Here is a 26,849-nt window from a genome sequence, read left to right on the forward strand (position 1 = left end):
GGGTGTCAGTCGTAATTGGAAATTCTGCCCTCCCATGTCTGATAACACCAACACACAGCCCTCCCAAAACCAGCTCGACACCAAGGCTCAGGCGTGGTCAGCGTTGTTTTCTGAGCCAATGAGCGATTTGGTCAAGCGTTATACCTCCAGCGTTTTCTTTGATCAGCGCATGTGGAAGGCTGATATCACGGGCAGCTTGGCCCATGCAGAAATGCTGGCTGCGCAAGGCGTGATTGGTCAGGACGACTATGCCTCCATCCAAAAAGGCATGGCGCAAATCAAGCAAGAAATCGAATCTGGCGCTTTTGAGTGGAAGCTGGATCTGGAAGATGTGCACTTGAACATTGAAGCGCGCCTGACGGCTTTGGTGGGCGATGCGGGCAAGCGCCTGCACACGGGCCGTAGCCGCAATGACCAGGTGGCCACCGATGTACGCCTGTGGTTGCGCGACGAGATCGATCTGATCGAAGGTCTGCTCAAAGAGCTGCAGCTGTCTCTGGTGGAAGTGGCCGAAAAGAACGTAGAAGTCATCCTGCCCGGCTTTACCCACTTGCAAGTGGCGCAGCCTGTGAGCTTTGGCCACCACATGCTGGCTTACGTTGAAATGTTCAAGCGCGACGCTGAACGCATGCTGGACGTGCGCAAGCGCGTGAACGTTTTACCTCTGGGCTCTGCCGCCTTGGCTGGTACCACTTACCCGCTGGACCGTGAGCGTGTTGCAAAGACGCTGGGGATGGAAGGCGTGTCGCAAAACTCGCTGGACGGTGTCAGTGACCGTGACTTCGCCATCGAATTCTCGGCTGCCGCTTCGCTGTGCATGGTGCACGTGAGCCGCTTGTCGGAAGAGCTGATCATCTGGATGAGCCAGAACTTTGGCTTTATCAAGATTGCCGACCGTTTCACAACGGGCTCGTCCATCATGCCCCAGAAGAAAAATCCCGATGTGCCTGAGCTGGCGCGTGGCAAAACAGGCCGCGTAGTGGGCCACCTGATGGGCTTGATTACTTTGATGAAGGGACAGCCTCTGGCCTACAACAAGGACAATCAGGAAGACAAAGAGCCGCTGTTTGACACCGTGGACACCCTGAAGGACACGCTGCGCATCTTTGCTGAAATGATGGGCGGTCAGGTCAATCCAGCCACTGGCGCCAAAGAAGGCGGTATCACCGTCAACGCGGCCAATATGCGCGCTGCTGCCTTGAAGGGCTACGCCACCGCCACCGATCTGGCGGACTACCTGGTCAAGAAGGGCCTGCCTTTCCGCGATGCCCACGAAACTGTGGCCCACGCCGTGAAGCTGGCCAGCGCCAAGGGCGTGGACTTGAGCGAGCTGCCTCTGGCGGAGCTGCAGTCCTTCAACCCCAGCGTAGAGGCTGATGTGTTTGAGGTGCTGAGCCTGGAGGGTTCACTCAACGCACGCAATACCCTGGGTGGCACTGCGCCTGCGCAAGTTCGCATTCAACTGGCCAAGCACCGCGCACGTTTGGCGGGATGACCGCGACGTTTTTGCTTGATCGAGCGGATTGAAACATCAAGAAAAAGGGACGCTGAAGGCGTCCCTTTTTCTTTGTTGGTGCCTTGCTTGCAGAGATTGTGTGCATTAAGTGGCGAATGGGTGCATCACGATTTGCTATGTTTTTTGTAGAATTTTTGCGTTTTTCGACTGATAAGCTAGCAGATGGCCGTGTATGGCTGCTTTTATTTTTAACTGCTGGAGAAATTAGTGACCCACGCTTCACGTCGTCGATTCCTTGCCCAAACTGCTGCCCAAGCAGCGCTGCTGGCTACAGCCAGCGTGGCAGGGGGCCGCTGGGCGTGGGCTGCAGACAAACCTGTGCGCATCCTGGTTGGTTTTCCACCCGGCGGGGGCACAGACGTGATTGCACGTTTGCTCCAGGAGCCGCTGAGCCAGCGCTTGGGGCGCACGGTCATCATTGAAAACAAGCCCGGTGCGGGCGGGCAGATTGCGGCGCAGCAACTCAAAGCCTCGGTGGCTGATGGCACAACGCTGTTCTTGACGCATGACCACAGCATCTCCATCTTGCCGCAGGTGGTGCGCCATGCAGGGTTTGATCCGGCACTCGATTTTGAGCCTGTGGGGGGCTTTGCCTCATTTGTGAATACGTTTGCAGTATCGGCCCTGCATCCAGCCAAGACTTTTGAGGAATATCTGGACTGGGTGCGTCAAGCTGCGGGTGGCCGCAGTGCGGTGGGTATTCCGGCACCGGCGTCCACGCCAGAGTTCTTGGTCAAGCAAATTGCCAACCGTTATCAGCTGGATCTGATTGCCATCCCATACAAGGGCAGTGCCCCCATGATCGGGGACATGCTGGGTCGCCAGATTGAAGCTGGCATTGGCTCAGTGCAAGACTTTGTGAATTACCACCAGGAAGGCAAATTGCGTGTGCTGGCAGTACTGGGTGGCAAGCGCCAGCCCATGTTGCCGCAAGTGCCCACCTTCTCGGAGCTAGGTCTCAAAGGCTTGGAAGACATGCCGTACTACGGTATTTATGCCCCCAAAGGCGTGCCTGCAGCATTCACGCAGCGGTTTTCCAAAGCCTTGGCAGACAGCGTGCGGGAGCCGCACATTCGTCAGCAGCTAGAGGCGATCGGCTTGGTGGTAGATTCAATGACACCTGCGCAATTGGCGCAGCGTGAGCGGACTTACACGGCAGTCTGGACGCGCATCATCAGCGAAAGTGGCTTCAAACCTCAGTAAATCGCCATAGCATTGTGGGTGCCAAAGCCGCAGGCCATTGCGCCGCGGCTTTTTTATTGCCTGAAAAAAGCGCCAATGTCTGATGAAACGATGCGTGCTGTCAGTGCTAGGCTTGGCGATATTCATATCAATACAAAAAATGATTAGGGGCTGCAGATGCGCTTGAATGTGTTGTGGGGGCTCATGGCCGCGGGGGCATCGCTGTCTGGAGCGGCCCATGCGGTATCTATTACCCAAGTCACGCCCAAAGGGAGCGTGAGTGATGTGCGCCAGGTGGTGGTGCAAACCGCAGCGGATGCGGTGCGCTTTGGCAATGCCCAGGCGCCAGATCCGGTGCGTGTGCAGTGTCTGCCAGAACAAGCCGGCAAAGGTACGGGCCGATGGAACGATGCACGCGAGTGGGTGTGGCAGTTTGAACAAAGCCCGCCCGCTGGAACACGTTGCAATGTGCAGATAGATAAAGCTTTCAAGTCGCCCACGGGTGAAGCCCTGGCAGGTGCTGCAAGCTATCAGTTTGAAGTGGCTGGCCCCTCGATCATTCAGACCTGGCCCAGCACCTATGAAGCAGTGGATGAGGCGCAGACCTTTGTGCTGCAGCTCAATGGCGCGGCGACACCGCAGAGCCTGCAGCAGCATGTGTACTGCCGCAGCCAGGATGTGGGAGAACGCATTCCTGTACGTGTGCTGGACGATGCAGCAACGCGAAAAATTACCCAAGCGCTCGAGCTTTCTGGCAAAGGCCACTATGCGGCGCTGGAGTGCAATCGCCGCCTGACTGCTGGCAGCAGCATGCAGCTGGTCTATGGCGCTGGCGTGCAGATGGCCAATGGTGTGGCCAATAAAAACACCAAGACCTTGGACTTCAATGTCCGTGAAGCATTCACGGCACAGCTGCAGTGCCAGCGCGAACGGGCCAATGCAGGGTGTCTGCCGATTCGTGACGTTGTGGTGTCTTTTTCTGCACCTGTGGCTGAGGCGCAGGTCAAGCAGGTGCACCTGCTGTTCAACGGAAAGAAAATACAGCCAACTCTGGATAAAGAGTCCAAGGACACGTTCAGCGAACTGCGCTTTGCTGCACCGTTTGAACCCTTGGGCAAGTACCAACTGGTGTTGCCAGAGAAGTTCCAGGATGACGCGGGGCGGGCTTTGGTGAATGCCAGCTCTTTTCCTCTCTCGTTGGTCATGGGGGACACCCCGCCACTGGTGAAGTTTGGCGCATCTCCTTTTGGCGTGCTGGAGCGTTTTGCCGAAGGTGATGAGGGCACGGCTGTGCTGCCCGTGACTGTGCGCAAAGTAGAAGCCATGGATGTGCGTGCCAGTGGCGCTGGTGCACAGGTGCGAAATTTGCGGCTGGTCAACGACGCCGACATCATTCGCTGGTGGGATCTGGTGCAGCGCTATGACCGCGGCTGGGTCAACCGCAAACAGGCGCAGCGTGAATTGAAGACACGCTTGCCCAACCCTGTGGATGAAAACGACAGCCACTCTCTGGCCACGCGCACGGTGTCTTTGCTGCAAGGGCAGCAGGGCGTGCAGTCATTGAGCTTGCCCAAGTCCAAGGACGGGGACCCCCGTCCGTTTGAAGTGGTCGGCATTCCTTTGCCGCAACCCGGTTTCCATGTGCTGGAAGTGGAGTCGCCTCTTTTGGGCGCGGCTTTGCTCGATGAGCGTTTGGGTGCTCCGCGCAGCATGTTTGTTCGTACATCTGCTCTGGTCACTAATTTGGCGGTTCACCTGAAGCTGGGGCGCGAAGGCTCTGCAGTCTGGGTGACCTCGTTGGACAAGGGGCTGCCAGTTGCCGGTGCCAAAGTGCAGGTTTCTGACTGCCGTGGCAGGCCACACCACTCGGGCCAGACCGATGCACAGGGTTTGCTGCAGCTTCCCGACTTGGGCAAAGATGCACCACGCTGCGATATGCACGAAGGCAGCGGCCAGTGGTTTGTCAGTGCCCGCTACAGTGACAAAGGCGTGGAGGACACGGCATTTGTCTGGAGTGACTGGCAGCGCGGCATCGAGCCTTGGCGATTTAATGTGCCCACCGCATGGGGCAATCAACCTGAGCGTGTAGCACACACCGTTTTCGATCGCAACCTAGTGCGGGCTGGCGAGACGGTGTCGATGAAGCACTTTGTGCGCACGCAAACCGTGCAGGGTTTGGCATTGCCCCAGGATTGGCCGGTAGAGCAGGTCATCACCCACGTAGGCAGCGGGCAGCAATACAAGCAAGCGCTGCAGTGGGCTGCGACCCAAAATGGGGGCCGCAATGCAACCAGTAGTTTTGCAGTGCCTGAAGCTGCAAAGCTGGGTATGTACACCGTTGAGCTGCGCTGGGCTGCTTCTGCACAAGGCGGGCAGCGTGTGATGGAGTCTGGGCAGTTCCGTGTCGAGGCATTCAGGCTGCCGGTCTTTCAGGGCAGTGTGCAGCCGGTAGATAAGGGCGCACTGGTACAGCCCAAAGAACCACCTGTGGCCGTGAGTTTGAACTTCATCAACGGCGGTGCTGCCAGTGGGCAGGATGTTCAGGTCAGCGCTTTGCTGCGAGATTACAGCGTTAATTTTGAGCGCTGGAGAGGCTACAACTTTAGCGCGCCACGCACGCAAGAGCAGGCAGATCGCGAGAGCGAGGATGTCAGCAGTGATGGATCGCGTTTGGTGGCCGACAAGCTGAAATTAACTTTGGATAAACAAGGTCAGGGCCAGGTCAAGCTGCCCGCACTGCCACCGGTCACTGCGCCACAGAGTCTGGTGCTGGAGGCCAGCTTTGCAGATCCCAACGGTGAAATTCAAAGTTTGCGCAGTACGCAAACGCTGTGGCCTGCAGCTGTGCTGGCAGGGATCCGTACGGAAGGCTGGATGTCTGTCGGACGCAAGATGCGCCTGCAGGCGGTGGCTGTAGATGCACAGGGCAATCCGCAGGCGGGTGTCCCGCTGAAGGTGCAAGCCGTGCAGCACACCACCACCACCACACGCAAGCGCTTGGTGGGTGGTTTCTACAGTTATGACAACCAGCGCAACAGCAAAGATCTGGGAGAAGTGTGCAGCGGTAAAAGTGATGCACGCGGCTTGCTGCTCTGTGAAGTGCAGGTCGTAGAGGCGGGCGAGGTCGAGCTGATTGCTTCTGCCCAAGACAAGCAGGGCCACACGGCGCGTGCGGCAGACACTGTCTGGGTGACAGGACAAGGTGAGCTGTGGTTTGGTGGACAGGACCACGACCGCATGGATGTCCTGGCGGAAAAGACCAGCTACGCACCGGGTGAGACGGCCAAGCTGCAAGTGCGCATGCCCTTTCGCGAGGCGACTGCCTTGGTCAGCGTGGAGCGCGAAGGCGTGCTGCACACCCAGGTGGTGCAGCTGGAGGGCAAAGACCCAACCATTGAGCTGCCTGTGCAAGCAGGCTGGGGGCCGAATGTCTATGTCACCGTGCTGGCCCTGCGTGGCCGTTTGTACGAAGTGCCCTGGTACAGCTTTTTCACATGGGGCTACAAAGCGCCTCGCCAGTGGTGGAATTCGTTTTGGTACGGCGGCAAGGAATATGTCGCCCCGACAGCCATGGTGGACTTGAGCAAGCCTGCATTCCGCCTGGGTGTTGCAGAGCTGCAAGTGCAAGACCGATCGCAGCAACTGAACGTGGCGGTGCAGGCTGACAAGTCCAGCTACCAGATTCGAGACAAAGCCAGAATCACCATCCGCGCAACGCTGCAAAATGGCAAACCTGCCGCACATGCTGAAGTGGCTGTGGCGGCAGTGGACAAGGCTTTGCTGGAGCTGTCTGCCAACGCAAGCTGGGATTTGCGCGCCGCCATGTGGCAGCGCCGCAGCTGGGCGGTAGATACCGCCACGGCCCAGATGGAAGTGGTGGGACGGCGCCATTACGGGCGCAAAGCAGCTGCGCCGGGCGGCGGCGGTGGCCAGGGTGCACCCACGCGCGAGCTGCTGGATACCTTGCTGCTTTGGCAACCCAAGCTGCAGCTCGATGCCCAGGGCCAGGCGGTACTGGAGGTGCCGCTCAACGATGCATTGACCAGCTTTACCATCGTGGCAGTGGCCGATGACGGTGTGCAGCGCTTTGGCACAGGCAGTGTGGACATCCGCACCAGCCAGGATTTGCAACTGATCAGTGGCTTGCCACCCGTGGTGCGCGAGGGCGACAAGTTCCGCGCCATGCTCACAGTGCGTAACACTACCGATCAGCCCATGCAGGTCAAGTTGCAGCCCAAGGTATCGGGCGCAGAACTGGCCGCGCAGACTGTGCAAGTACCGGCACAGGAAGCGCGTGAAGTGACCTGGGACGTGACCGTGCCCGCCAGCTTGATGCAGGCGGCGCAAGGTCAATGGCATTGGCAGATACATGCCCAGGACACCAAGACGGGTGCCCAAGACGAGTTGGCCGTGAGCCAGCGCTTGTTGCCCGCAGTGCCGCTGGCTGTGCAACAGGCCACGGTGCAGCAAATTGAGAGCCACTGGGAGCAGGCCTTGAGCTGGCCTGAGAACGCGATTCCCGGAAAAGGCGGACTGCGCCTGACGTTCAGCGACAAGCTGGCAGACAGCGAGAACGGCGCACCCGGTCTGCGAGACTGGTGGGCGGCTTACCCGTATGCATGCCTGGAACAAACCGTAGGCAAAGCCATTGGACTGAACGATGTGCAACTGTGGCAGCGCACGATGGCGCAGTTGCCCACGTACCTGGACGACGATGGTCTGGCCATGTATTTCCCTCCGCAAGACGGTCGCCGTGCGCAAGGCAGTGACAGCCTGACTGCGCATCTGCTGGCGGTGAACCACAGCCTGCAATCGGTAGACAAGCGCCTGCAATTGCCAGCGTCTGAAAAGGCCCGAATGGAGTCTGGTTTGATTGCCTTTGTCGAAGGCCGTATCGAACGCCAGCACTGGAGCCCGCGCAAGGATCTGGATGTACGCAAGCTCGCTGCCATTGCGGCCTTGGCACGCAGTGGCAAGGCACGCCCGGCCATGCTGCAAAGCATCAGCCTGGCCCCGCAAGACTGGCCAACGCATGCAGTGATTGACTGGCTCAGCATCTTGCAGCAAATGCCGCAAGTGCCTGCGCATGACCAGCGCATGGAAGAGGCGCAGCAAGTGCTGAAAACACGCCTGTCCTATCAAGGCTCTCAAGTGGGCTTTAGCACCGATGCGCAGGACCAGTGGTGGTGGCTGATGCAAAGCGCTGATGTGAACGTGGCGCGCTTGCTGCTGACCACCATGGGTGACAGTGCCTGGGATGCGGAGCGCGTTCGTCTGGTCACGGGTTTGCTGGCACGCCAGAAACTGGGTTCGTGGGGAACAACCACGGCCAATACGTGGGCGGGCTTGGCGCTGCGTGAGTTTTCGCAGCGCTTTGAGCGCGAAGAAGTCACCGGCAACACCACGGCGCTGCTGGGTACTGCCACGCAAACCGTGCACTGGAATGTGCCGCCTGCGCCAGCAGCCGTCACCGCAGCCTTGCCTGCGGGCAGCGCTGCATCGGTGGAAAATTTGCCAGACCGCACCATGTTCCTGCCTTGGGGCGAACGCCGCATGGGGCAGCTGAGCGTGCAGCACCGTGGCACCGGCAAACCGTGGGTGGCTTTGCAATCCATTGCCGCTGTGCCACGCACCCAGCCTATGAATGCCGGCTATGTGCTGAAAAAGACGGTCAGCGCTGTGCAAGGGGCCAATGCCCAGAACTGGCGGCGTGGTGATGTGGTGCGCGTGCGCCTGGAGGTCAATGCCAGCGCCGACATGACATGGGTGGCGCTGAGCGATCCCATTCCCGCAGGTGCCACCATCTTGGGCAGTGGTCTGGGGCGTGACTCTGAAGTTGCGCAGCAAGGTCAAGGCCAAGCGAGCGAAGGCGCGTGGCCTGCATTTGTGGAGCGTGGCCAGGACAGCTACCGGGTGTATTGGGACTACCTGCCCAAGGGTGTGTCGGTGGTGGAATACACCGTGCGTTTGAACAATGCCGGTGACTTTGCCCTGCCACCCACACGGGCTGAAGCGCTGTATGCACCAGAGATGTTTGGCGAGCTGCCCAACGCACGCTGGAAGGTGGCGCAGCCCTGAGCGGCGTGTTTGTCTATTGCGTGACCTGCCTTGCAGCGCCATGAAATAGACAGTCCGTCGCTCAACCTTGGGCCAGAAAGACCTTATGCACTATTTGCTGACTTACCAATACACCGACGATTACCTGGTGCGGCGTAACCTGTTTCGCAATGAACACTTGCGCCACGCATGGGCTGCACAGGCGCGTGGTGAGCTGTTGCTGGGTGGGGCGGCGGGTGATCCCCCCAGCAGCGCCGTGCTGGTTTTTAGCTGTGACAGCGCCCACACGGTCGAGCAGTTTGTGCAGGCAGATCCCTATGTCGTGCATGGGCTGGTGCGCAGCCACACCGTTCAGCCGTGGGCGACGGTGGTGGGTAAAGAAGCGAGCACACCCGTGCATCCGCAATAGTTTTTAAAATAGTAGCTATCAGCGCTTGCTGTGCAACGATTTAAGATAGTTATCTATCTGAAACCGATGTGGGGTAAGCGTTGAATGCTATTTTTATATTCAAAGTCAGCAGGCTGCGTGTTTTGTCTGACGCCCGGGGCGGGCGATGCTCTGCATACTCGCGCTGAAACACAAACTCCACAGAACGAAGATCATGGCCCATCCAGTAAATGAATCTGGCGCAGCCGCGGCGCCTAAAACGACTTTCTCCGCACCTGTGGTGGTACCTGCTCTGCTAGTGCTGGGTGCACTGCTGGTGTTGTGTGGCGCTTTCCCGGATCTGGCGGACCGGATTTTTTCCAGCGCGCAGTCATGGGTGGTGGGTCACTTTGACTGGTTTTACACCGTCATCGTCACGATGTTTCTGGTGTTCCTGATCTTGCTGGCTTGCAGCCGCTATGGCGATATCCGCCTGGGGCCTGACGATGCCAAACCGGAGTTCAGTTTTCTGTCATGGACGGCCATGCTCTTTGCCGCTGGCATGGGTATTGGCCTGATGTACTTTGGTGTGGGCGAGCCACTGCAGCATTACCTCAGCCCGCCCACGCAGCTTGCGGGTACACCAGAGGCCGCACGCGAGGCGCTGACCTCTACGTTCTTTCACTGGGGTCTGCATGCGTGGGCCATCTATGGCGTGATGGGGCTGGTGCTGGCGTATTTTGGTTTTCGCTACAACCTGCCGCTGACCATGCGTTCGGGCCTGTACCCCTTGCTGCAGCAGCGCATCAATGGGCCCATCGGGCATGGCGTAGACACCTTTGCACTGGTTGGCACGATTGCCGGTCTGGCCACCACGCTGGGCTATGGCGCTTTGCAACTGGCAGCGGGCCTGAACATTGTTACGGGCTGGGATACCAGCACAGATACATTCCGCGTGGGCTTGATTGTGGTGGTCGTCAGTCTGGCGGGGCTTTCTGCCGCATCAGGTCTGGACAAAGGCGTGCGCCGCCTGTCAGAGGTGAACCTCATCCTCACGTTCGTTTTGCTGGGCTTTGTGCTGTTCTTTGGCCCCACGGTTTTCTTGCTGCAGGCGTTCAGTGAGAACGTGGGTAACTACCTGTCTGGTCTGGTGAGCCTGTCGTTGCGCACGTTTGCATACCAGCCGGCACAAGATCCGGCCTGGTTTGGTGGCTGGACCATTCTTTACTGGGCGTGGTGGATTTCATGGTCACCATTTGTGGGCATGTTCATTGCCCGCATATCGCGCGGGCGCACGGTGCGTGAATTCATTGTGGGTGTGCTGCTGATACCTACCGCTTTCAACCTGCTGTGGATGACGGCCTTTGGCAATGGTGCAATCTGGATTGACACCCATGTGGCCCAAGGCGCTTTGGCGCAATCTGCAGGCAATGTGGACGCGTTGCTGTTCCGTTTCTTTGAATACCTGCCACTGGCCAAGGCAGTGTCATGGCTGGCGATCGTATTGATTGCCTTGTTCTTTGTGACCTCGGCCGACTCGGGTGCCTACGTGGTCGATGCGATTGCTTCGCGCGGTGACCCCCGCTCGCCGGTGTGGCAGCGTCTGTTTTGGGCTGCAGTGCTTGGTGTGACGGCTGTCGTGCTGCTTTTAGCTGGCGGCCTGAAGGCCCTGCAGGCGATGACGCTGGTGGCGGCCATGCCAGTGGCTGCCATCATGGCGGTGCTGTGCATAGGCCTGTGGCGAGGGATGAAGGCCGACGTCACGCACGCACGGCAAGACTTGTCACCTGCCACCAGCTTCTGGACTGGCCAGCATTGGCGAAAGCGGCTGGAGCAGATCGTGCACCAGCCAACGGCAAGCGATGTGAAACGGTTTTTGCAAAAAACCGTGTTGCCTGCCATGCGTGATGTGGCCGCAGAAATGCAGCGCCAGGGCATACAGGCACAGGTGCAGGACTACAGTGAGCAAGAGGCCGGTGCAGAGACGGGCACTGTGCGTCTGGTGATACCTACGCCCGAGCTGCGTGACTTTGTCTATGGCGTACGTCCCATCAAGCGCAAGCTGCCGGGTTTCATGCTGTCAGAAGTGGCCGATGAAAAGGAAAGCACGCGCCGGCATGTGGTGGAGCCCATCACCTTCTTTGCCGATGGCCGAGAAGGCTATGACATTCAATATCTGCGCCATGAGGAGCTGATTGCCGACATATTGCGCAACTACGAGCGTTATCTGTCCGTCAGTGCAGACCAGCGCACAGTGCTGCTCAATCGTGCGCCGGGGCATGCCGAAGGCGCTTAGGCTCGTTAACACCACCCTGGATCGTCGTTGGCTGGCGTTGCCGTACGCCTGCACGCCTGTATTGCCTGTGGCTTCGTCCCTTGTTGCCAAGGCCAATCAAATATTTACTGGGTGGTGTTTGCTGCGTTTAGCAAGGCCAGGTTTTCAGCTGGTAAGCGCTGTCCCAGAACATCCATTCCAGGCGCGCGGCATCGGTGTAGGCGGCGTGCATGTCTGCAATGGTCTTGGCATCGGCTTGCGCGGCCACCGCATCCACCGTGTGGCGAACGGCGCGCACATGGGCATGGAAATCTTCGCCCGCGTACGTGTCAATCCAGCTTTGGTAAGGGTGATGGGGGGCAGCCTTGGCCAGAGTGTCGCGGCCAACCTCTGCATAAATCCAAAAACATGGCAGCAGCGCCGCCAGAGCCACAGGGTATGAGCGGCCCCATGCCACGGATTGCAGAAAATGGCAGTAATGGTGGCAGGCGGGCGACAGCGGGGTGCTCTGGAACTGCTCAGGGCTGATGGCATATTCGTGCATAAAGCCATGGTGCAGCTCGCGCTCAGCCACCACCGCTTCTTGCGCCGCTGCTGCAAATTGCACCAAGCCTTGTGCATCATCGGCCTTGCCTGCGGCAATCGCCAAGGCGCGGCCAAAAGCAACCAGATAGTGCGCGTCTTGAATCATGTAATGCTGAAACACTTCGCGGGGCAATGTGCCGTTGGCCAGCGCCTGGTTAAAGGGCAGCTCCAGCGTTGCGTTGAATAAAGCGAGGTTGTTTTGCCAGGCCTGGTCACAAAAAGAGGTAGGTTGATTCATGGATGCTGAAAAAGTTAACAAAATTTCGTACAAGCTTTCGAGGGCTTCTGCCACTGCCATGCAGCAGTCATTCTGATAGCCCCGTCAAAATGCACGGACATGGTCGGTATAACACTGCTTTTAGAGAGTCAGAGAGTTTGGTATGCACTTGGTGACCTGGAATACACAGTGGTGCTGTGGCCTGGACGGAGTCGTCAGCCCCGAGCGTATTGTGCAAACCATTGAAGCAATGGGTGAATGCGATGTGCTTTGCCTGCAAGAAATTGCCATCAACTACCCCCAATTGAATGGGCACCCTCAAGACCAGCTGGCACAGCTGCAGTCTTTGTTGCCGGGCTGGACCCTTTTGTTTGGTGCAGCAGTGCATGAATGGACGGCAGCAGGCATGCAGCAGTTCGGTAATTTGATCGCCTCGCGCCTGCCTGTGTTGCAGGTGCAGCACCACCCACTGCCTTACCCTGCGCAGGGGCAAGTACGCACCATGCCGCGCATGTGTACCGTCGTGACGGTGCAAGACCCCCACCTGGGCCCTGTGCGTGTCATGACGACCCATCTGGAATACTACTCAAGCAGGCAGCGTATCGCGCAGACGCAGCATTTGCGGCAGATGCATCTGCAGGCCCTTTCTCAAGCGTTGTGCCCGCCTCAGCAGGCGCAAGACGGCTCGCCTTTTCAAAGCAAGCCACATACAGCACATGCCGTGCTGTGCGGAGACTTCAATTTTGAAGTGCACAGCGCCGAATATGACCTCTTGGGATCACCAGCCACGGCAATGGAGTGCGTGCAAGCGGGCTGGCCTGAGCGCATGGTGGGCGCTGGCTGGAGTGATGTGTGGAACTTGCTGCACCCTGGGGCGCGACGGCCCGATACCTTCAAAGTGTTTGATCGGCAATTTGGCCCTGAACCAGTGGCCTGTGATTTCGTGTGGGTCAGTGACAGCTTGCGCAGTCAAGTGCGCAGCTTGGAGGTGGATGAAAAGACGCAGGCGTCAGATCATCAGCCCGTGCGTGCAGTGATTGGCGTTTAAATTAGAGCGAATTCTTCGAATAGCCATCGTTATGCGCACCTTCTTACTGGTCACTGCTTTTTGTCTGCCGATGGTGGCCTGGTCCTTGCCCTCGCACCAGGAAGTTCGCAGTAGCTATTCATCCTCAGAGACGCATGTTCTTTCGCGCGAGGGCGAAGTCTTGCAGCGCCTGCGCACCGATAAGCAAGTGCGCCGGGGGCAATGGGTGGCGTTGCGTGATGTATCTCCTGCTTTGCGCCTGGCATTGCTGGTCAGCGAGGACCAGCGGTTTTACGCCCATAGCGGCGTGGACTGGCGGGCCGTTTCTGCTGCTGCATGGGGCAACCTGTGGAACAGTAAAACCCGGGGTGCCAGCACGATCACCATGCAGCTTGCCGGCTTGCTGGATGAAGACTGGCGCGCCAGCAACAGCGGCCGTGGAGTAGGGCAAAAACTGGGGCAGGCGCTGGCGGCGACACAGCTGGAGCGCCGCTGGCGAAAAGACCAGATTTTGGAGGCCTACCTCAATTTGCTGCCTTTTCGTGGAGAGCTGGTCGGGATTGATGCGTTAAGCCGGACATTGTTTGGCAAGGCCGCACATGGCTTGGATGAGGTGGAGTCATCAATTGCTGCGGCTTTGGTGCGTGGGCCCAATGCCAGCGTTTCGGTGGTGGCGCAGCGGGCCTGTGGTGTCTGGCAAGAACTGGTGCAGTCGCAAATGCAGCCCTCGGGCGCAGATTGCACGGCGGTGCAGTGGCGCACGGAGCAAAGCTTGCGCGCGCGTTTATGGCCGGCCAGTGAAGGGATTGCCCCGCATTGGGCGCAGCGCGTCTGGAATGCTCGTAACCCGGATGCAGCCATTCCTGCCAAAGGCATCAAGACAACCATCAGCGCCCCAGTACAGCGCCTGGCCGTTGAAAGCCTGCAGCGCCACCTGCGTGAGTTGCAGGGCCGCAACGTTGAGGATGGTGCGGCCGTGGTGCTGGACAACGAAAGTGGTGAAGTGCTGGCGTGGGTGGGGTCTTCCGGAACGCTGAGTCAGGCCAGCGAAGTGGATGGCGTATTGGCCTGGCGGCAGCCTGGCTCCACACTCAAGCCTTTCCTGTATGCGCAGGCACTGGATGAGCGGCGGCTGACGGCAGCCTCATTGCTGAATGACTCTTCTGCCCAGATCGCGACGGCGTCAGGCCTGTATATCCCGCAAAACTATGACCGAAGGTTTAAAGGCTGGGTGTCGGTGCGCATGGCATTGGCTGCATCCTTGAATGTGCCTGCGGTGCGCACTTTGGTCATGGTGACGCCCGATGCATTTTTCCACCAGCTGCGCCAGCTGGGCATGCCTTTGCGTGAGGGCGCAGGCTATTACGGCTACAGCCTGGCGCTGGGCAGCGCAGAGGTGCCTTTGCTGCATTTGACCAACGCTTACCGTGCGCTGGCCAATGGTGGGCGTTTCTCTGCCGTCGCTGCCAGTGTGCGTTCTCCAAAAGGCCGCGCAGAGTTTGTTCAAGTGCTCTCGCCACAGGCCGCTTTTATCGTGGGAGATATCTTGTCGGACGCACAGGCGCGCTCCACCACGTTTGGTCTGGATAGCGTGCTGGGCACACGGTTTTGGACGGCAGTCAAGACGGGAACCAGCAAAGACATGCGAGACAACTGGGCCGTTGGCTGGTCACAGCGCTATACCGTGGGTGTGTGGGTGGGCAATGCGTCGGGTCAAGCCATGCACAGTGTCAGTGGCAGCAGCGGGGCAGCCCCTATCTGGGCCGACATCATGGTGGGACTGAACGCACGCACGCCAAGTCGTGCTCCGGCTGTAGCGCCGGGCCTGGTGCAGCAGAAAGTAGATTTTCTCGCCACCACGCCAGGGCACACTCTGGAGCCCGCCCGTCTGGAGTGGTTCATGGCGGGCACACAGCAAGCGCAGTTCCATGAGCCTGCGTCGATCAAAACCGCCGATGCTGTCTCAGCCAAAGCGCGCATTGAGTCGCCAACCCATGGAACCATCTTGGCATTGGATCCTGATATTCCACCGCAGCGCCAGAAGCTGCAGCTCACAGCCAACCGCAGCGACGTGCGCTGGTACATGGCAGGGACACTGCTGGGACAAGGCCGTCAGGTGCAGTGGCAGCCATGGCCGGGAAGGCATGTGCTGCAGTTGCGCGATATGAAAGGCCAGCTGCTCGATGAGGCCGCACTGGAAGTGCGTGGTGCAGCGGTAAAGCCCGCCCAGCGAGGGTCTTGATCTATGGCCAAACATGGGCTGACGGCCTTCATACAATAAACGGACATGCCTAGGCCCATGATCTATCGTTTCTTTTCACACCGCATTGCTTGGTTGGCGTTGATTGTCTCGCTGGGGATTGGTGCGCTGTTCGTTCATACGATGTGGTCCATGCGCAAGGAGCATTGGGACTACCAGCTGCGTACCAATACCAACCTCAGCAGTACCCTGGCCAAGGGGCTGGAGTGGTCGCTGGATGCCGTTGATCTGTCGCTGCAAAAAACCGCCATTGCCCTGCGTGAGACACAGGTGCTGGAAAATGGCGAGGACACCACACCCAACCAGGCTTTGCTGGATGCCCTGTGGCGAGACATCAACAACAGCAACTTGCTGGTGCTGGATAACCAGGGGCGCATTGTTCACCGTGCTCAAGGCGTACAGAGTGTGGGTAAGCAGTTCTTGGCGCATGACTTTTTTCAGGCATTTCGTACCGACTCACACCACGGTGTTTTTATTGGACGGCCGACCAAAGAGTTGTTGATGGGCGAGTACGTCTTGCCCGTTGCACGGGCAGTACGCGGTAAATATGGACTGTTAACAGGCGTGGTGGTGGGTACGCTGCGCATGCAGGACATCAACGCATGGCTTTCCACCATGAACCTGGGACAGCACAGCGGCGTGAATGTCATCCGCGATGATGGCCTGGTGCTTACGCGTTTTCCATACCAAGAAATGCAGAGCCTGCAAAGCCTTGCGGGTTCTCAGAACCTGGCCCACTTTCTGGCAACACCGCAGGGCAACTTCGTGGGGACCGCAGTGATTGACGGGGTGCAGCGGCTGTATACGCACAACAAGGTTGGGCACTACCCGCTTTTGGTGAACGTGGCGCAGTCTACGCAAGCGATGTTGCACGGCTGGGCGCGCAATGCATGGCAATTGGGGGCATTTGCACTGTTGCTGATGCTCAGCTGCCTGGGCTTGGCCATTATGTTTACCCGCGAGCTTGCACGCAGAGAGTCGATGGAAGCGGATCTCTTTACAGAAAAAGAGCGCATGCGCTTGACGCTGCAATCCATCAGCGATGCGGTGATCTGCACTGATGCACAAGGCCGGATTACGTACCTGAACCCTGTGGCCAAGGAGCTGACGGGATGGACCATGGACGATGCCAGGCACCAGCCGGTGGAGATCATGCATGTCTTGCGTGATGCCACTGGGGGCTATGTCCAGGCGTCTCCACTGCGGCTGGCGCTGGAAAGTGGACAAGCCATCGAGCGCGCTCGTACGACAGTGACCCACCGTTTCAACGGAGAGCGGGTGGAGATGGAAGAATCTGCCAGCCCGGTCATATCTGCCGATGGGGTGGTGCTGGGTGCCGTTGCCGTGTTGAGAGATGTGACCGTTACTGCAGCACGCGAAGCGCGCATGCAGCGACTGGCTTTTCACGATGTACTCACGGGCTTGCCCAATCGGCTGCTGCTGCAGGACCGCGCATTGCAGGCCATTGCGCAAAGCAAGCGCACGGGCGACATGCTGGCAGTGGTGTATTTGGACCTGGATAGATTCAAGCAAATCAATGACAGTCTGGGTCACCACGCTGGTGATGCAGCGCTGGTGCATGCAGCCAAGGCTTTGCAGGCCTGTGTTCGCGAAAGTGATACGGTGTGCCGCCTCGGTGGCGACGAGTTCGTGGTGCTGTTGCCAGCGCTCACCTCTGAAGCCCATCTCATGGGGATTGCACAAAAAATTCAGCAGGCGTGCGCTCTGCCTTTCACATGGGACGGCAAGGATTACGTGCTGCACGCCAGTGGTGGCGTGGCTTTGTATCCGGTGCATGCCGTGCAGTGGGATGCGCTGCTGCATTGCGCCGATGCAGCCATGTACGCCGCAAAAAAAGCCGGGCGCCACCAAATTCGGCTGTACCAGCCACAGGCAGAGGCTTCGCTGCTGGTGTGCGCTGAGGTGCCCGAGGATGTGGTCTAGGGCATAAAGCAGCGGCGATCGCTTCAAATTTCAAGCGCCCACAAAATTCATTCACGCAGCAGGCCTGCTGCGCGCACTACGATATGCGCTGTTCCTGAATGACTGAGGGCTGAACTGTGGCTGATCTGTCCAAAATTACCTGTATCGAAGACCTGCGCATCATTGCCAAGCGCCGTGTGCCGCGCATGTTTTATGACTATGCCGACTCGGGTTCATACACCCAGGGTACGTACCGCGCCAACGAAGAAGAATTCCAGAAAATCAAGTTGCGCCAACGTGTAGCGGTCAATATGGAAGGCCGCAGCACGCGCAGCACCATGGTGGGGCAGGACGTCGCCATGCCTGTGGCTATTGCTCCCACCGGGCTAACGGGCATGCAGCATGCAGACGGAGAAATCCTCGCTGCGAAAGCGGCCAAGGCTTTTGGTATTCCATTCACGCTGTCGACCATGAGCATTTGCTCGCTGGAAGATATTGCGCAGGAAACCGATCGCCATCCCTTCTGGTTTCAGCTGTACGTCATGCGCGACAAGGGTTTCATGGAACGCCTGATTGATCGGGCCAAGGCCGCGAATTGCTCGGCGCTGCAGCTGACGCTGGATTTGCAGATTTTGGGACAGCGCCACAAGGACATCAAAAACGGTTTGTCCACGCCGCCCAAGCCCACTTTGGCGAACATGATCAATTTAGCCACCAAACCCCGCTGGTGCCTGGGCATGCTTGGCACCAAGCGCCGCAGCTTTGGCAACATCGTAGGGCACGTCGATGGCGTGGCAGATATGTCTTCGCTGTCGTCATGGACGGCCGACCAGTTCGATCCTTCTTTGAACTGGAGCGATGTGGAGTGGATCAAAAAACGCTGGGGTGGCAAGCTGATTCTCAAAGGCGTTATGGACGCTGAAGATGCCCGTCTGGCAGCACAAAGTGGCGCCGATGCGCTGATTGTCAGCAACCACGGTGGTCGCCAGCTGGATGGCGCCCCGTCTTCCATTGAAGCGCTGCCCAGCATAGTGGAGGCGGCTGGCAAAGACATTGAAGTGTGGATGGATGGCGGCATCCGCAGTGGTCAGGATGTGCTCAAAGCCCGCGCACTGGGTGCACAAGGCACCCTGATTGGCCGCAGTTTTCTGTATGGGCTGGGCGCTTTTGGCCAGGAAGGCGTGACCAAAGCGCTGCAGATTATTCAAAAAGAGCTGGATATCACCATGGCCTTTTGTGGCCATACCGATATCAACCGTGTGGGCAAAGAAATTCTCCTGCCAGGCACTTATCCCCGGCCGTTTGCCCTGGCGTAATCGGGTGGGGGCTGCGCCTGCTTGTATAGCTTTGTAAGAGAGTAGAAATTGCCAAGCTTGGGCGGGCACGTCCTACAGGGTCAGGGCGGGGTTTACTCCTAAATAGCGCTATGTCTCCATCCATCTTTGGATGGATGTTGTGGCGCAGTGCAAAGGAGTAAACACATGCTGGATACCTTGATTCGTGAGATCAGTGCGCGTTGGGGTTTGGCTGACCAAGGGCGCTCACTGGTGCAAATGCTGGTGGCCTACATCAGCAATCCGGCCACAGGCGGTCTTGCGGGCTTTCTGGATAAGTTTCGCAAGGCCGGGTGGGGCGGTATGGTCAATACATGGGTGGACAACAAGGCTCTGCCAGAAATACCGACAACGGCCCAGGTTGAAACGGTTATGGGGTCCAGCCGTGGACTGCTCGGTCAGGCGGCTTCGCTCTTGGGGCTGCCATACGACAAAGTCAGCGCAGCAGTCGCTGGCATTTTGCCTTTGCTTGTAGCTCGCATGACGCCGGACGGCACTATCCCCGCCACACTTCCCGCAGAGTTCTCTCCTTTCGTGCAGGAAGGCAAAACTTTGCTGGCGCAAGGGGCTGCGGCAACCACGAGCGGCTCGGTAAGCAGTGTTTCCTCCGGCAGCGCCGGCGTTGGAAAGTGGTGGCCTTGGGTGCTGGGTGCACTGATTGTGATTTTTGGGGTGAGCTATTGCAGCAAAACCAAAGATCCTGCGCCGGTCACGCCCATGGCTGAAACCAAGCCCATGCCTGTTGAGCCTGCCCCTGCGGTGACTGCATTACCTGCAACACCGGCCCCGGAAAGCGGCAGTGCTCCAGTGCTGTCCGCAGACCTTGCGGCCCCAGATGGTGCGGGGGTGATGGACAACATGCACAACGGCATGCCCGCTTTGCATGTGTTTTTTGATACGGGAAAAACCGATGTTGCCCCCGCTTTTGCAGAAAAGTCCAAGCCTCTGGTGGATTTTCTCAAAGCCAACGCTGATGTGACGGCGGTGATCTCTGGCTTTAACGACCCGACGGGTGATCCTGCCAGGAATGCGCAGCTGTCCAAGCAGCGTGCTGAATCAGTAAAAGCGGCACTGGAGGCGGCGGGCGTTTCTGCCGATCGTGCGGTGCTGGAGAAACCGGCAGAGACTACGGATGCTGGTGCAAGCAATGCCGCATCGCGCAGGGTTGACGTGGTGTTGCGCCGTTAAGAAAACACTTCTGATCCTTCAAAAAAAGTGCCAGGCAGTCCGGGCTGTCTGGCACTTTTGCATGGACAAGGACCACCCCGATACGTACGCAGTTTTGCCCTGGCGTGCTTTGGCGCTGGCCCTGAGCCTGTTGATGTAGCTTGACTTCGCCACAAGCCAGTGGCTTGCAGGCTGTGATGTTGGTTGTTTAATTTAGGAGCGTGTAACGCTTGTAAATAAAGCATTTCAATATACTTTGATATTGAAATACAGGTGGTTGCTTCGATAGATGCTATTTTTTTATTTTTTATCCGCTTAGGCGTACACATCTCTGACTGGCGCGGCCATCCTCGCCAATGTGCGGCGCGCAGTCCCTAAGCATTGGCTATGCTGCCCGCACAGCGGTTGTGCTGGTCTATTTGCTTTTTTGTTTTATGCCGTTGTTTCTTCAAGAATTTGCCTGGTTGTGGGTGCCCGTTACGCTGTTTGCAGCGGTGGCACAAACCGTGCGCAATACTGCTCAGCGTTCGTTGACCCAGCAACTGGGCACACTCTCTGCCACCTTGGTACGTTTTCTGTACGGCCTGCCTTTCGCTGCTGTTTTTCTGTGGCTGCTGTATGTGCTGCCAGAGCAGGCACCAGCTATGCCTAATTTCAGTCTGGCTTACGCTGGCTGGATCAGTCTGGGAGCTTTCTTTCAAGTGGCCGCGACAGCGGCCCTGCTGCTGGCGATGAAAGAGCGCAACTTTGCGGTGGCGGTGACGCTGTCGAAAACCGAGATCTTGCAGGTGGCGCTTTTTGGTGCGCTGTTCCTGCAAGAGCTGCCCACGGCCTTGGCGCTGGCGGCCATGGTGATTGCAACCGTGGGTGTGCTGCTGCTGTCCTTGCCACCACGAGGACAACTGTTGTCCCTGCAGGCGTGGCTCAGCAAATCGGCGCTCTACGGTTTGATTTGCGGAGCGTGTTTTGCGGTGGCAGTCATTGGTTTCCGGGGCGCTGCACTGGCGCTCAATGCCCAGTCGCCATGGCTGTCCGGTGGCTGGGGTGTACTGATTGCGCAAACCCTGCAAAGTATTTTTCTGGGTGCATGGGTGGCCTTCAAGACGCCGCAGGGCATCTTGCCCATTTTTCGTGCATGGCGTGTGTCGCTGCTGGCGGGATCGATGGGTGCTGCTGCATCCCTGGCCTGGTTTTCTGCCTATGCCATGCAAAGTGCTGCGGCGGTGCGCACCTTAGGTATGGTGGAGGTGGTGTTCAGCTATCTGGTCTCACGCCGTATCCTCAGCGAAAACTTGAATACTGCCGAAAAGCTGGGGATGGCGTTGATGGTGCTGGGTTTAGTGCTGATTTGTCTGCAAGGGCTGTAAAGCTTCTTTCACAATAGCGGGGTGACCGCCGCTGACTTACCCCGCCGTATCGCCCATCTGGACATGGATGCATTTTTTGCATCGGTGGAATTGCTGCGCTATCCGCAGCTCAAGGGGTTGCCAGTGGTCATTGGTGGCAGCCGCCACACGCCAGAGCATGAGGCGCAGTTGATCGCGCAGTGGGGGTCGCTGGATGCCATTCCTGTAGAGGCTTTTCCGCGCTTGGCCCGCTATGTGGGGCGGGGCGTGATCACTACCGCCACTTACCCGGCTCGGCAGTTTGGGGTGGGCTCTGCCATGGGCATGATGAAGGCGGCGAGACTGTGCCCTCAGGCAATCTTGTTGCCTATCGATTTCGTGCGCTATCGCCAGTACTCACGCACGTTCAAAGACGTTATTTTGGAGATGGCCCCGCTCATGGAAGACCGGGGCGTGGATGAGGTGTATATCGACTTTACGCTGGTACCAGACGGCCAGCATGAAGGTGGCCGTGTGCTGGCAGCCAGCATTCAGCAGCGCATTTTTGAAAAGACCGGGCTGACTTGCTCTGTGGGCGTCGCTCCCAATAAATTGCTGGCCAAGATGGCCAGCGAGTTCAACAAGCCCCAAGGTATTTCTATCGTGATGCCGCAGGATGTGGAGCATCAGATCTGGCCGTTGTCGTGTCGCAAGATCAATGGCATTGGCCCCAAGGCAGGAGCCAAGCTGCAAGGGCTGGGGATTGTCACCATCGGAGAGCTGGCGGCTAAAAGTCTGCCGTGGCTGATGCAGCACTTTGGCAAATCGTACGGTGCCTGGCTGCATGCTGCATCCCATGGACAGGACGATCGTGCTGTAGTGACCGAGAGTGAGCCCGTGAGCATGAGCCGCGAGACCACCTTTGACAGCGACTTGCACGCGGGCCACGACAAGGTGCAACTGGGTGCCATCTTCACGCGACTGTGCGAACGCGTCGCGCAAGACCTGCAACGCAAGGGGTATGCGGGGCGAACGATAGGCATCAAGCTGCGGTATGCCAATTTCAAAAGCGTGACACGCGAGATCACGGTAGACGCTTTCACACAGGATGCAGGCACGATTCGCCGCGTTGCAGGCCAATGCCTCAAGCGTGTGCCGCTGGAGCAGAGCATTCGTTTGCTGGGCGTGCGTGTGGGCTGTCTGGTGCACTGGGATGCAAGCACCCAGCAAGCCGAAGGCGCTGTGCCAGTGCTGCCGCGCAAATCTACCGGCAAGGGAGACCCGCTATCGTTGCCGTTGTTTGACTGATTTGCACCGGCTGGCCGTCGCCAAGCCGTTTTGGCCTTCTTCTTCAAAGAAGGTGTACCTCCAGGGCAGAGATGCCGTTAGAAAAATTAGTGGCATTGGAGAAGGCATGGGGAGTCTAATTGTCAGCAAATGCAAGCTGACTGTGCCATGATGGGTGGTTTACCTTGAAGTGTGCTTGCTTCAAGGGGTTGCCAGCTGGAGATATGCGTGCGAGTCAACCTCCCCGTTACCCAAAATAATTACGATTTCCCGAACGATGAATTGCTGGTCTCCGTGACCAATGCCAAAGGTGAGATCACCCATTGCAACCCCGCATTTTTGCGAGCCAGTGGCTATGCCTACGAAGAGTTGATGAGGCAGCCGCACAATCTGATTCGCCACCCGGATATGCCAGCGGCAGCATTCAAAGACATGTGGCGCACGATTGCACATGGCTACCCGTGGACGGGCATCGTCAAAAATCGCCGAAAAAATGGTGACCACTATTGGGTGCGCGCCAATGTCACCCCCATCATGGATGGTGACAAGCCAACGGGCTACTTGTCAGTGCGGACAAAGCCCAGCACGCAAGAAATACAAACGGCGCAAACCCTGTATGCCCGCATGAATGAAGAGGTGCAGCGGGGTCAAGAGACGATACGTCTGCGAGCTGGTGAAGTTCGATATCTGGGCTGGCGTGGCCTGTGGGCACAGCGCAGCGATATGGGGCTGCTGGCGCGCATGGTGGCCATGATGGTCATCATGGCGGTGGTCGTCATGCTGCCTGATGTACTGGGCTGGCAGGGGCTGCTGGCTGGTGGCGCGCGCCTGGCTGCGCTGGTGACGGGCGGTGCCTGGGTGGTGTGGCGCTTTAATTCACGTTGCGTACAAGGCATTGAAAAAGCCAACGCATGGGCGGCGCAGATGGCCAGTTGCAACCTGTCGCAATCCTGCCAGCACAATTATTCGGGCGCAGTCGGTACGTTGATGGCGCGCTTGCAGCAAATACAGATCAATTTACGCGCCGTGGTAGGCGATGTACTGACGGAGGTGCGTGGCTTCAACGTCATGTCAAAAGAAATCGCGCATGGCAGTCTCGATTTGGCCAGACGCACGGAGTCTCAGGCTTCAAGCCTGCAGCAAACGGCAGCCTCCATGGAGGAAATTGCAAGCACCGTGCTGCAGACGGCGGAAACAGCCCAGCAAATGGAGCAGGAAAGCCAGCAAACCAAGGCTATCGTCAGCCACAGTGGCCATGCAATTGAGGAGGTGGGTGAAGCCATGGAGCACATTCGCCAGTCTTCAACCCGCATGCGCGAAATCATTGGCGTGATTGAAAGCATTGCCTTTCAGACCAACTTGCTGGCCTTGAATGCGGCGGTAGAAGCGGCCCGCGCCGGCGAGCAAGGCCGTGGCTTTGCCGTGGTAGCTGCAGAAGTACGGGCGCTGGCACAACGCAGCGCAACGGCCGCCAAAGAAATCGGGGGGTTGATTAACAATACGGTAGACGGCATTGATGAAGGCAATGCCCGGATGCAGGCGGCTGGAAAAACCATTGATGGCATGGTGCAGGCCGTAGAGCGAGTAAGCAGCTTGGTGCAGCAAATCAGCCTGGCTACGCGCGAACAATCGCAAGGGATTTCGCTCGTCAATGAGGCTGTGGCATCCCTGGATACGATGACACAACAGAATGCAGCCATGTCTGAGCAGTCCACGGGTTCCGCCCAGTCACTGCATACCAATGCACAGCGTTTACAGCGCTCCGTATCTTTCTTCAATCTCTCGTCGTAGAGCGTGAAAAGAAAAAAGCAGCATACAAGCTGCTTTTTTTATGACCATTTGTACAACAACTAAGCATGTGAAAGCCAGCAGCATGGTTAGCATGCAGGTATGCAAGTCTTGTTCATTGTTTTGGCGATCATCGTGCTGCTGCTGTGGGGCATAAGAAGCTATCGTCCAAAAAAACGGATCGTACCTCCAGCATCGAAAGCGCGCTCTTTGGCAACTGCTACTGCGGCAGTGGTGCCAGCGCCGGAGCCTGAGGTTTCACCCAGCATTAATAGCGATGTGAAATTTCGCATGCAGGGTGAACGCGGCATGGGGGGGCCTATCTTTGGCGATGTGCTGTGCAGTGATGGGGTGTATTTGCCGCATGTCTGGGAGTCAGATTTCCACACCTCGTTTGATGGTCGCTGGATTCGGACAGGCTCTTACGGTGATTCCATTCCCCGCCTTCTTGACAGAAAAACGCGACGATCCTGGCTACTCAGCGTGGCCGAGGCAGGTCTGGTCGACGACTTGCATTGGCGACTGCCTCGCTGGAACGGGGAAAGCCAGGGAGGAAATGGTGTGGCCGCAGAAGCGCACAACGCGCTCAGCGATGTGGCTTTTGATGCATGGCTGGCAAAAAATGTGAACCAGAAGGCACAGCCTCTGGCTGGTGTGTGTGACTTGTGGGTTCCTGCAGACTGTGTCCCAGAAGAAGCGCAAGCGGCCCCTTTTTCCATCCCACAGCAAGACAATGCGGTGGTGCAGGTGACAACGCAGCGCCATTGGCCTGCATCATTGCGTGAGCTGGAGCGCCCGCTGGAGCCGCTGCTGGAGCCACACTGGCAATTGCAGCTCAATGGAGAGCCGCACTCCTGGATCGTTGATGGAAAAAGTCCGTTTGTGTGGCGTCCAGATGGGCAGGCATTTGCCTGCTATGGCTACCCCTCCAACGACACTTCACGCAAACCGAGTGTGCGACTGGGTGTCTGGAGCCTGACTTTTGGTGGCCAGCAATGGTCAGCATGGCTGCCAGAAGACCGCAAGCCCTGGTCGGTAGCGCTGTACTCCCCTGAAGATGCTTCTGCAGCTTTGCCCGCTTTGAGCTGGGATGATGTTGAGCTGCTGCAGCGCATGGAAATGGACACACCAGAGCTGGAGCGTCTGCACGATGGCCGTAGCCTCAGCTGTGTGATGAGTGAGTTGTATGCGGTCTCCAAGCACCGGGCAGATGGACGACCCATGCTTAAGAAAATTCCGGTGCGCCAATTCCAATGGCGTCGCGACTTGCACAATCCTTCTCGCTGGGTTGCCCAGAGCGAGGCCGTTGCAGGCCAGCCTTTGCTGTGGACTCTGGTGCATGAGGCCAAGGATGAGCTGGGAGCAACCGCTGCTTATTCTGTGCAGTGGGGTGAGCATCAGTTGCCCGGACTGTGGGAGCTGGAGCATGTGCTGGTTGATGGTCAGTGGGCTTTGTTGTGCCCCTGGGGAGAGTCGCCACTCAAAGGTGGCAGGCCTGTTCCCTGGGTGTGGGATGGCAAGCAACTCAATGCCATTGAGATGACGTTTCCAGTGCTGCGCATGCGCCCCCACGTAGTGAGCGGGCATGCACAGTTGCTGGTGGTCGTAGGGTGCGGGCCTGACAACAGCAACTTGGCCAGCACGGGCCTGTGGCGCTGGCCTTTGCAGGTGGCCGATGAAACCAACTTGACCAAAAATGGCTGGACCCCTGCCTATGAGTGGCGGGATGTCGCAGTGAATGCACAAGGTGTTTGGCAGTTGAAGCCACGCTGGCGGGAGGTGCAGCAAATTCAGCACCCATGCGCTGACGGCGACTATGTGTGGCGCCATGCACCATCGCATGATGGTCTGTGGTGGTGGGGCGGGCTGCACAACAGCATGAATAACTACTGGAACCCCAAGGCACCGCGCTGCGAAGGCGTGCTGGTGACACAGTCAGGTGCTGTGCTGTGCGGCGTTGGGCCGAGTATCTGCCCGCACCATGCGGGTGATGGCTGGCTGGTGCTGGAGTGGCTGGCCCGTGGCCAAAATGACGAAGCACACCATTGGAAGCTGCATTGGTTGCGTCCGCACAAGCATGAGCTCTGGACGCTGGAGCTGCGCGCTTATATGCCGGTACTGCAGGGCTGGGATGCGCAGCAAGGGGTGCAGTGGACAGATGTGGCAGTGCCAGGTTCAGAGGAAGGTGCACCTGTGCAAACGGCGCAGCAAATCATTGCACCAATGCGCTGGGAGAGTGCGCAACTGGACGTGCTCAAGCAAAGCCCGGTCGGCTTGTGGGTGCGCAAGCAAGATGCGGTCTACGTGGATGCAATGGCCTTGCGTGATGACTGGCCCTGGGACAAACCTGTGCCGCAGCAGCGGCCCTAAAAAAAACCGGCTCTCAAGAGGGCCGGTTTTTTTATGGCGCAGCCTTGCGCAAGGCTTATGGCTTGTTGCCTGTAGGGAAGGGCCATGCAGCTTGCGGTGCCAAAACAGTCTTGGCCACAGGTGCCGTGGTTTCTGCAGCAGGAGCAGCAGCCTTCTTGGCAGGAGCAGC

General features: G+C 58.2%; 15 protein-coding genes. 14 read left to right on the top strand and 1 reads right to left on the bottom strand.

Translation table 11 applies throughout. The features are described 5' to 3' along the window. Positions 1 to 34: 34 nt before the first annotated feature. From argH to H9646_RS10365, 5 genes are all read left to right on the top strand, one after another. The gene (gene argH, locus H9646_RS10345) at positions 35 to 1,495 is read left to right on the top strand and encodes an argininosuccinate lyase (protein WP_191723304.1); all 1,461 of its coding nucleotides are present in this window, start codon (positions 35 to 37) and stop codon (positions 1,493 to 1,495) included. A gap of 228 nt (positions 1,496 to 1,723) precedes the next feature. Then, positions 1,724 to 2,719 (top strand): Bug family tripartite tricarboxylate transporter substrate binding protein, encoded by a 996-nt coding sequence (locus H9646_RS10350; RefSeq protein ID WP_404813097.1) that lies wholly within the window; start codon positions 1,724 to 1,726, stop codon positions 2,717 to 2,719. A gap of 156 nt (positions 2,720 to 2,875) precedes the next feature. Further along, positions 2,876 to 8,776: an alpha-2-macroglobulin family protein gene (locus H9646_RS10355; protein WP_225214124.1), complete on the top strand. Its 5,901-nt coding sequence runs from the start codon at positions 2,876 to 2,878 to the stop codon at positions 8,774 to 8,776. Positions 8,777 to 8,861: 85 nt separating this feature from the next. Further along, positions 8,862 to 9,164 (top strand): YciI-like protein, encoded by a 303-nt coding sequence (locus H9646_RS10360; RefSeq protein ID WP_191723305.1) that lies wholly within the window; start codon positions 8,862 to 8,864, stop codon positions 9,162 to 9,164. A gap of 193 nt (positions 9,165 to 9,357) precedes the next feature. After that, a complete protein-coding gene (locus H9646_RS10365; RefSeq protein ID WP_191723306.1) occupies positions 9,358 to 11,418 on the top strand; it encodes a BCCT family transporter in 2,061 nt (686 codons plus the stop codon). Positions 11,419 to 11,545: 127 nt separating this feature from the next. Here the strand turns inward: H9646_RS10365 and tenA are convergent, their stop codons facing one another. Then, on the bottom strand, positions 11,546 to 12,220 hold the full coding sequence (tenA, locus tag H9646_RS10370) for a thiaminase II (RefSeq protein WP_191723307.1): 675 nt from the start codon (positions 12,218 to 12,220) through the stop codon (positions 11,546 to 11,548). Between the two features lie 142 nt (positions 12,221 to 12,362). On the opposite strand from tenA, the gene H9646_RS10375 reads away from it, so the two are divergent. The 9 genes from H9646_RS10375 (at position 12,363) to H9646_RS10415 (ending at position 26,680) form a co-directional block, all read left to right on the top strand. Then, the gene (locus H9646_RS10375) at positions 12,363 to 13,247 is read left to right on the top strand and encodes an endonuclease/exonuclease/phosphatase family protein (protein WP_191723308.1); all 885 of its coding nucleotides are present in this window, start codon (positions 12,363 to 12,365) and stop codon (positions 13,245 to 13,247) included. Positions 13,248 to 13,278: 31 nt separating this feature from the next. Beyond that, the gene (gene pbpC, locus H9646_RS10380) at positions 13,279 to 15,468 is read left to right on the top strand and encodes a penicillin-binding protein 1C (protein WP_191723309.1); all 2,190 of its coding nucleotides are present in this window, start codon (positions 13,279 to 13,281) and stop codon (positions 15,466 to 15,468) included. Between the two features lie 57 nt (positions 15,469 to 15,525). Beyond that, the gene (locus tag H9646_RS10385; RefSeq protein WP_191723310.1) at positions 15,526 to 17,430 is read left to right on the top strand and encodes a bifunctional diguanylate cyclase/phosphodiesterase; all 1,905 of its coding nucleotides are present in this window, start codon (positions 15,526 to 15,528) and stop codon (positions 17,428 to 17,430) included. Positions 17,431 to 17,546: 116 nt separating this feature from the next. After that, complete coding sequence (locus H9646_RS10390; protein WP_191723311.1) at positions 17,547 to 18,725, top strand: alpha-hydroxy acid oxidase; 1,179 nt, start codon at positions 17,547 to 17,549, stop codon at positions 18,723 to 18,725. 165 nt (positions 18,726 to 18,890) lie between these two features. Continuing rightward, positions 18,891 to 19,931, top strand: a complete 1,041-nt coding sequence (locus H9646_RS10395; protein WP_191723312.1) for a YidB family protein — start codon at positions 18,891 to 18,893, stop codon at positions 19,929 to 19,931. A 413-nt stretch (positions 19,932 to 20,344) separates the two neighbouring features. Continuing rightward, positions 20,345 to 21,277 carry a DMT family transporter gene (locus H9646_RS10400; RefSeq protein WP_191723313.1) on the top strand — a complete coding sequence of 311 codons (933 nt, stop codon included), beginning with the start codon at positions 20,345 to 20,347 and terminating at the stop codon, positions 21,275 to 21,277. Between the two features lie 63 nt (positions 21,278 to 21,340). Next, on the top strand, positions 21,341 to 22,543 hold the full coding sequence (dinB, locus tag H9646_RS10405; RefSeq protein ID WP_191723662.1) for a DNA polymerase IV: 1,203 nt from the start codon (positions 21,341 to 21,343) through the stop codon (positions 22,541 to 22,543). A 207-nt stretch (positions 22,544 to 22,750) separates the two neighbouring features. After that, positions 22,751 to 24,313 (top strand): methyl-accepting chemotaxis protein, encoded by a 1,563-nt coding sequence (locus H9646_RS10410; RefSeq protein ID WP_191723314.1) that lies wholly within the window; start codon positions 22,751 to 22,753, stop codon positions 24,311 to 24,313. A gap of 276 nt (positions 24,314 to 24,589) precedes the next feature. Then, positions 24,590 to 26,680, top strand: coding sequence for a hypothetical protein (locus tag H9646_RS10415; RefSeq protein WP_191723315.1), 2,091 nt, complete (start codon positions 24,590 to 24,592; stop codon positions 26,678 to 26,680). The last annotated feature ends 169 nt before the right edge of the window (positions 26,681 to 26,849 follow it).

Source organism: Comamonas avium, from assembly GCF_014836675.1.
Taxonomy (GTDB): Bacteria; Pseudomonadota; Gammaproteobacteria; order Burkholderiales; family Burkholderiaceae_C; genus Comamonas; species Comamonas avium.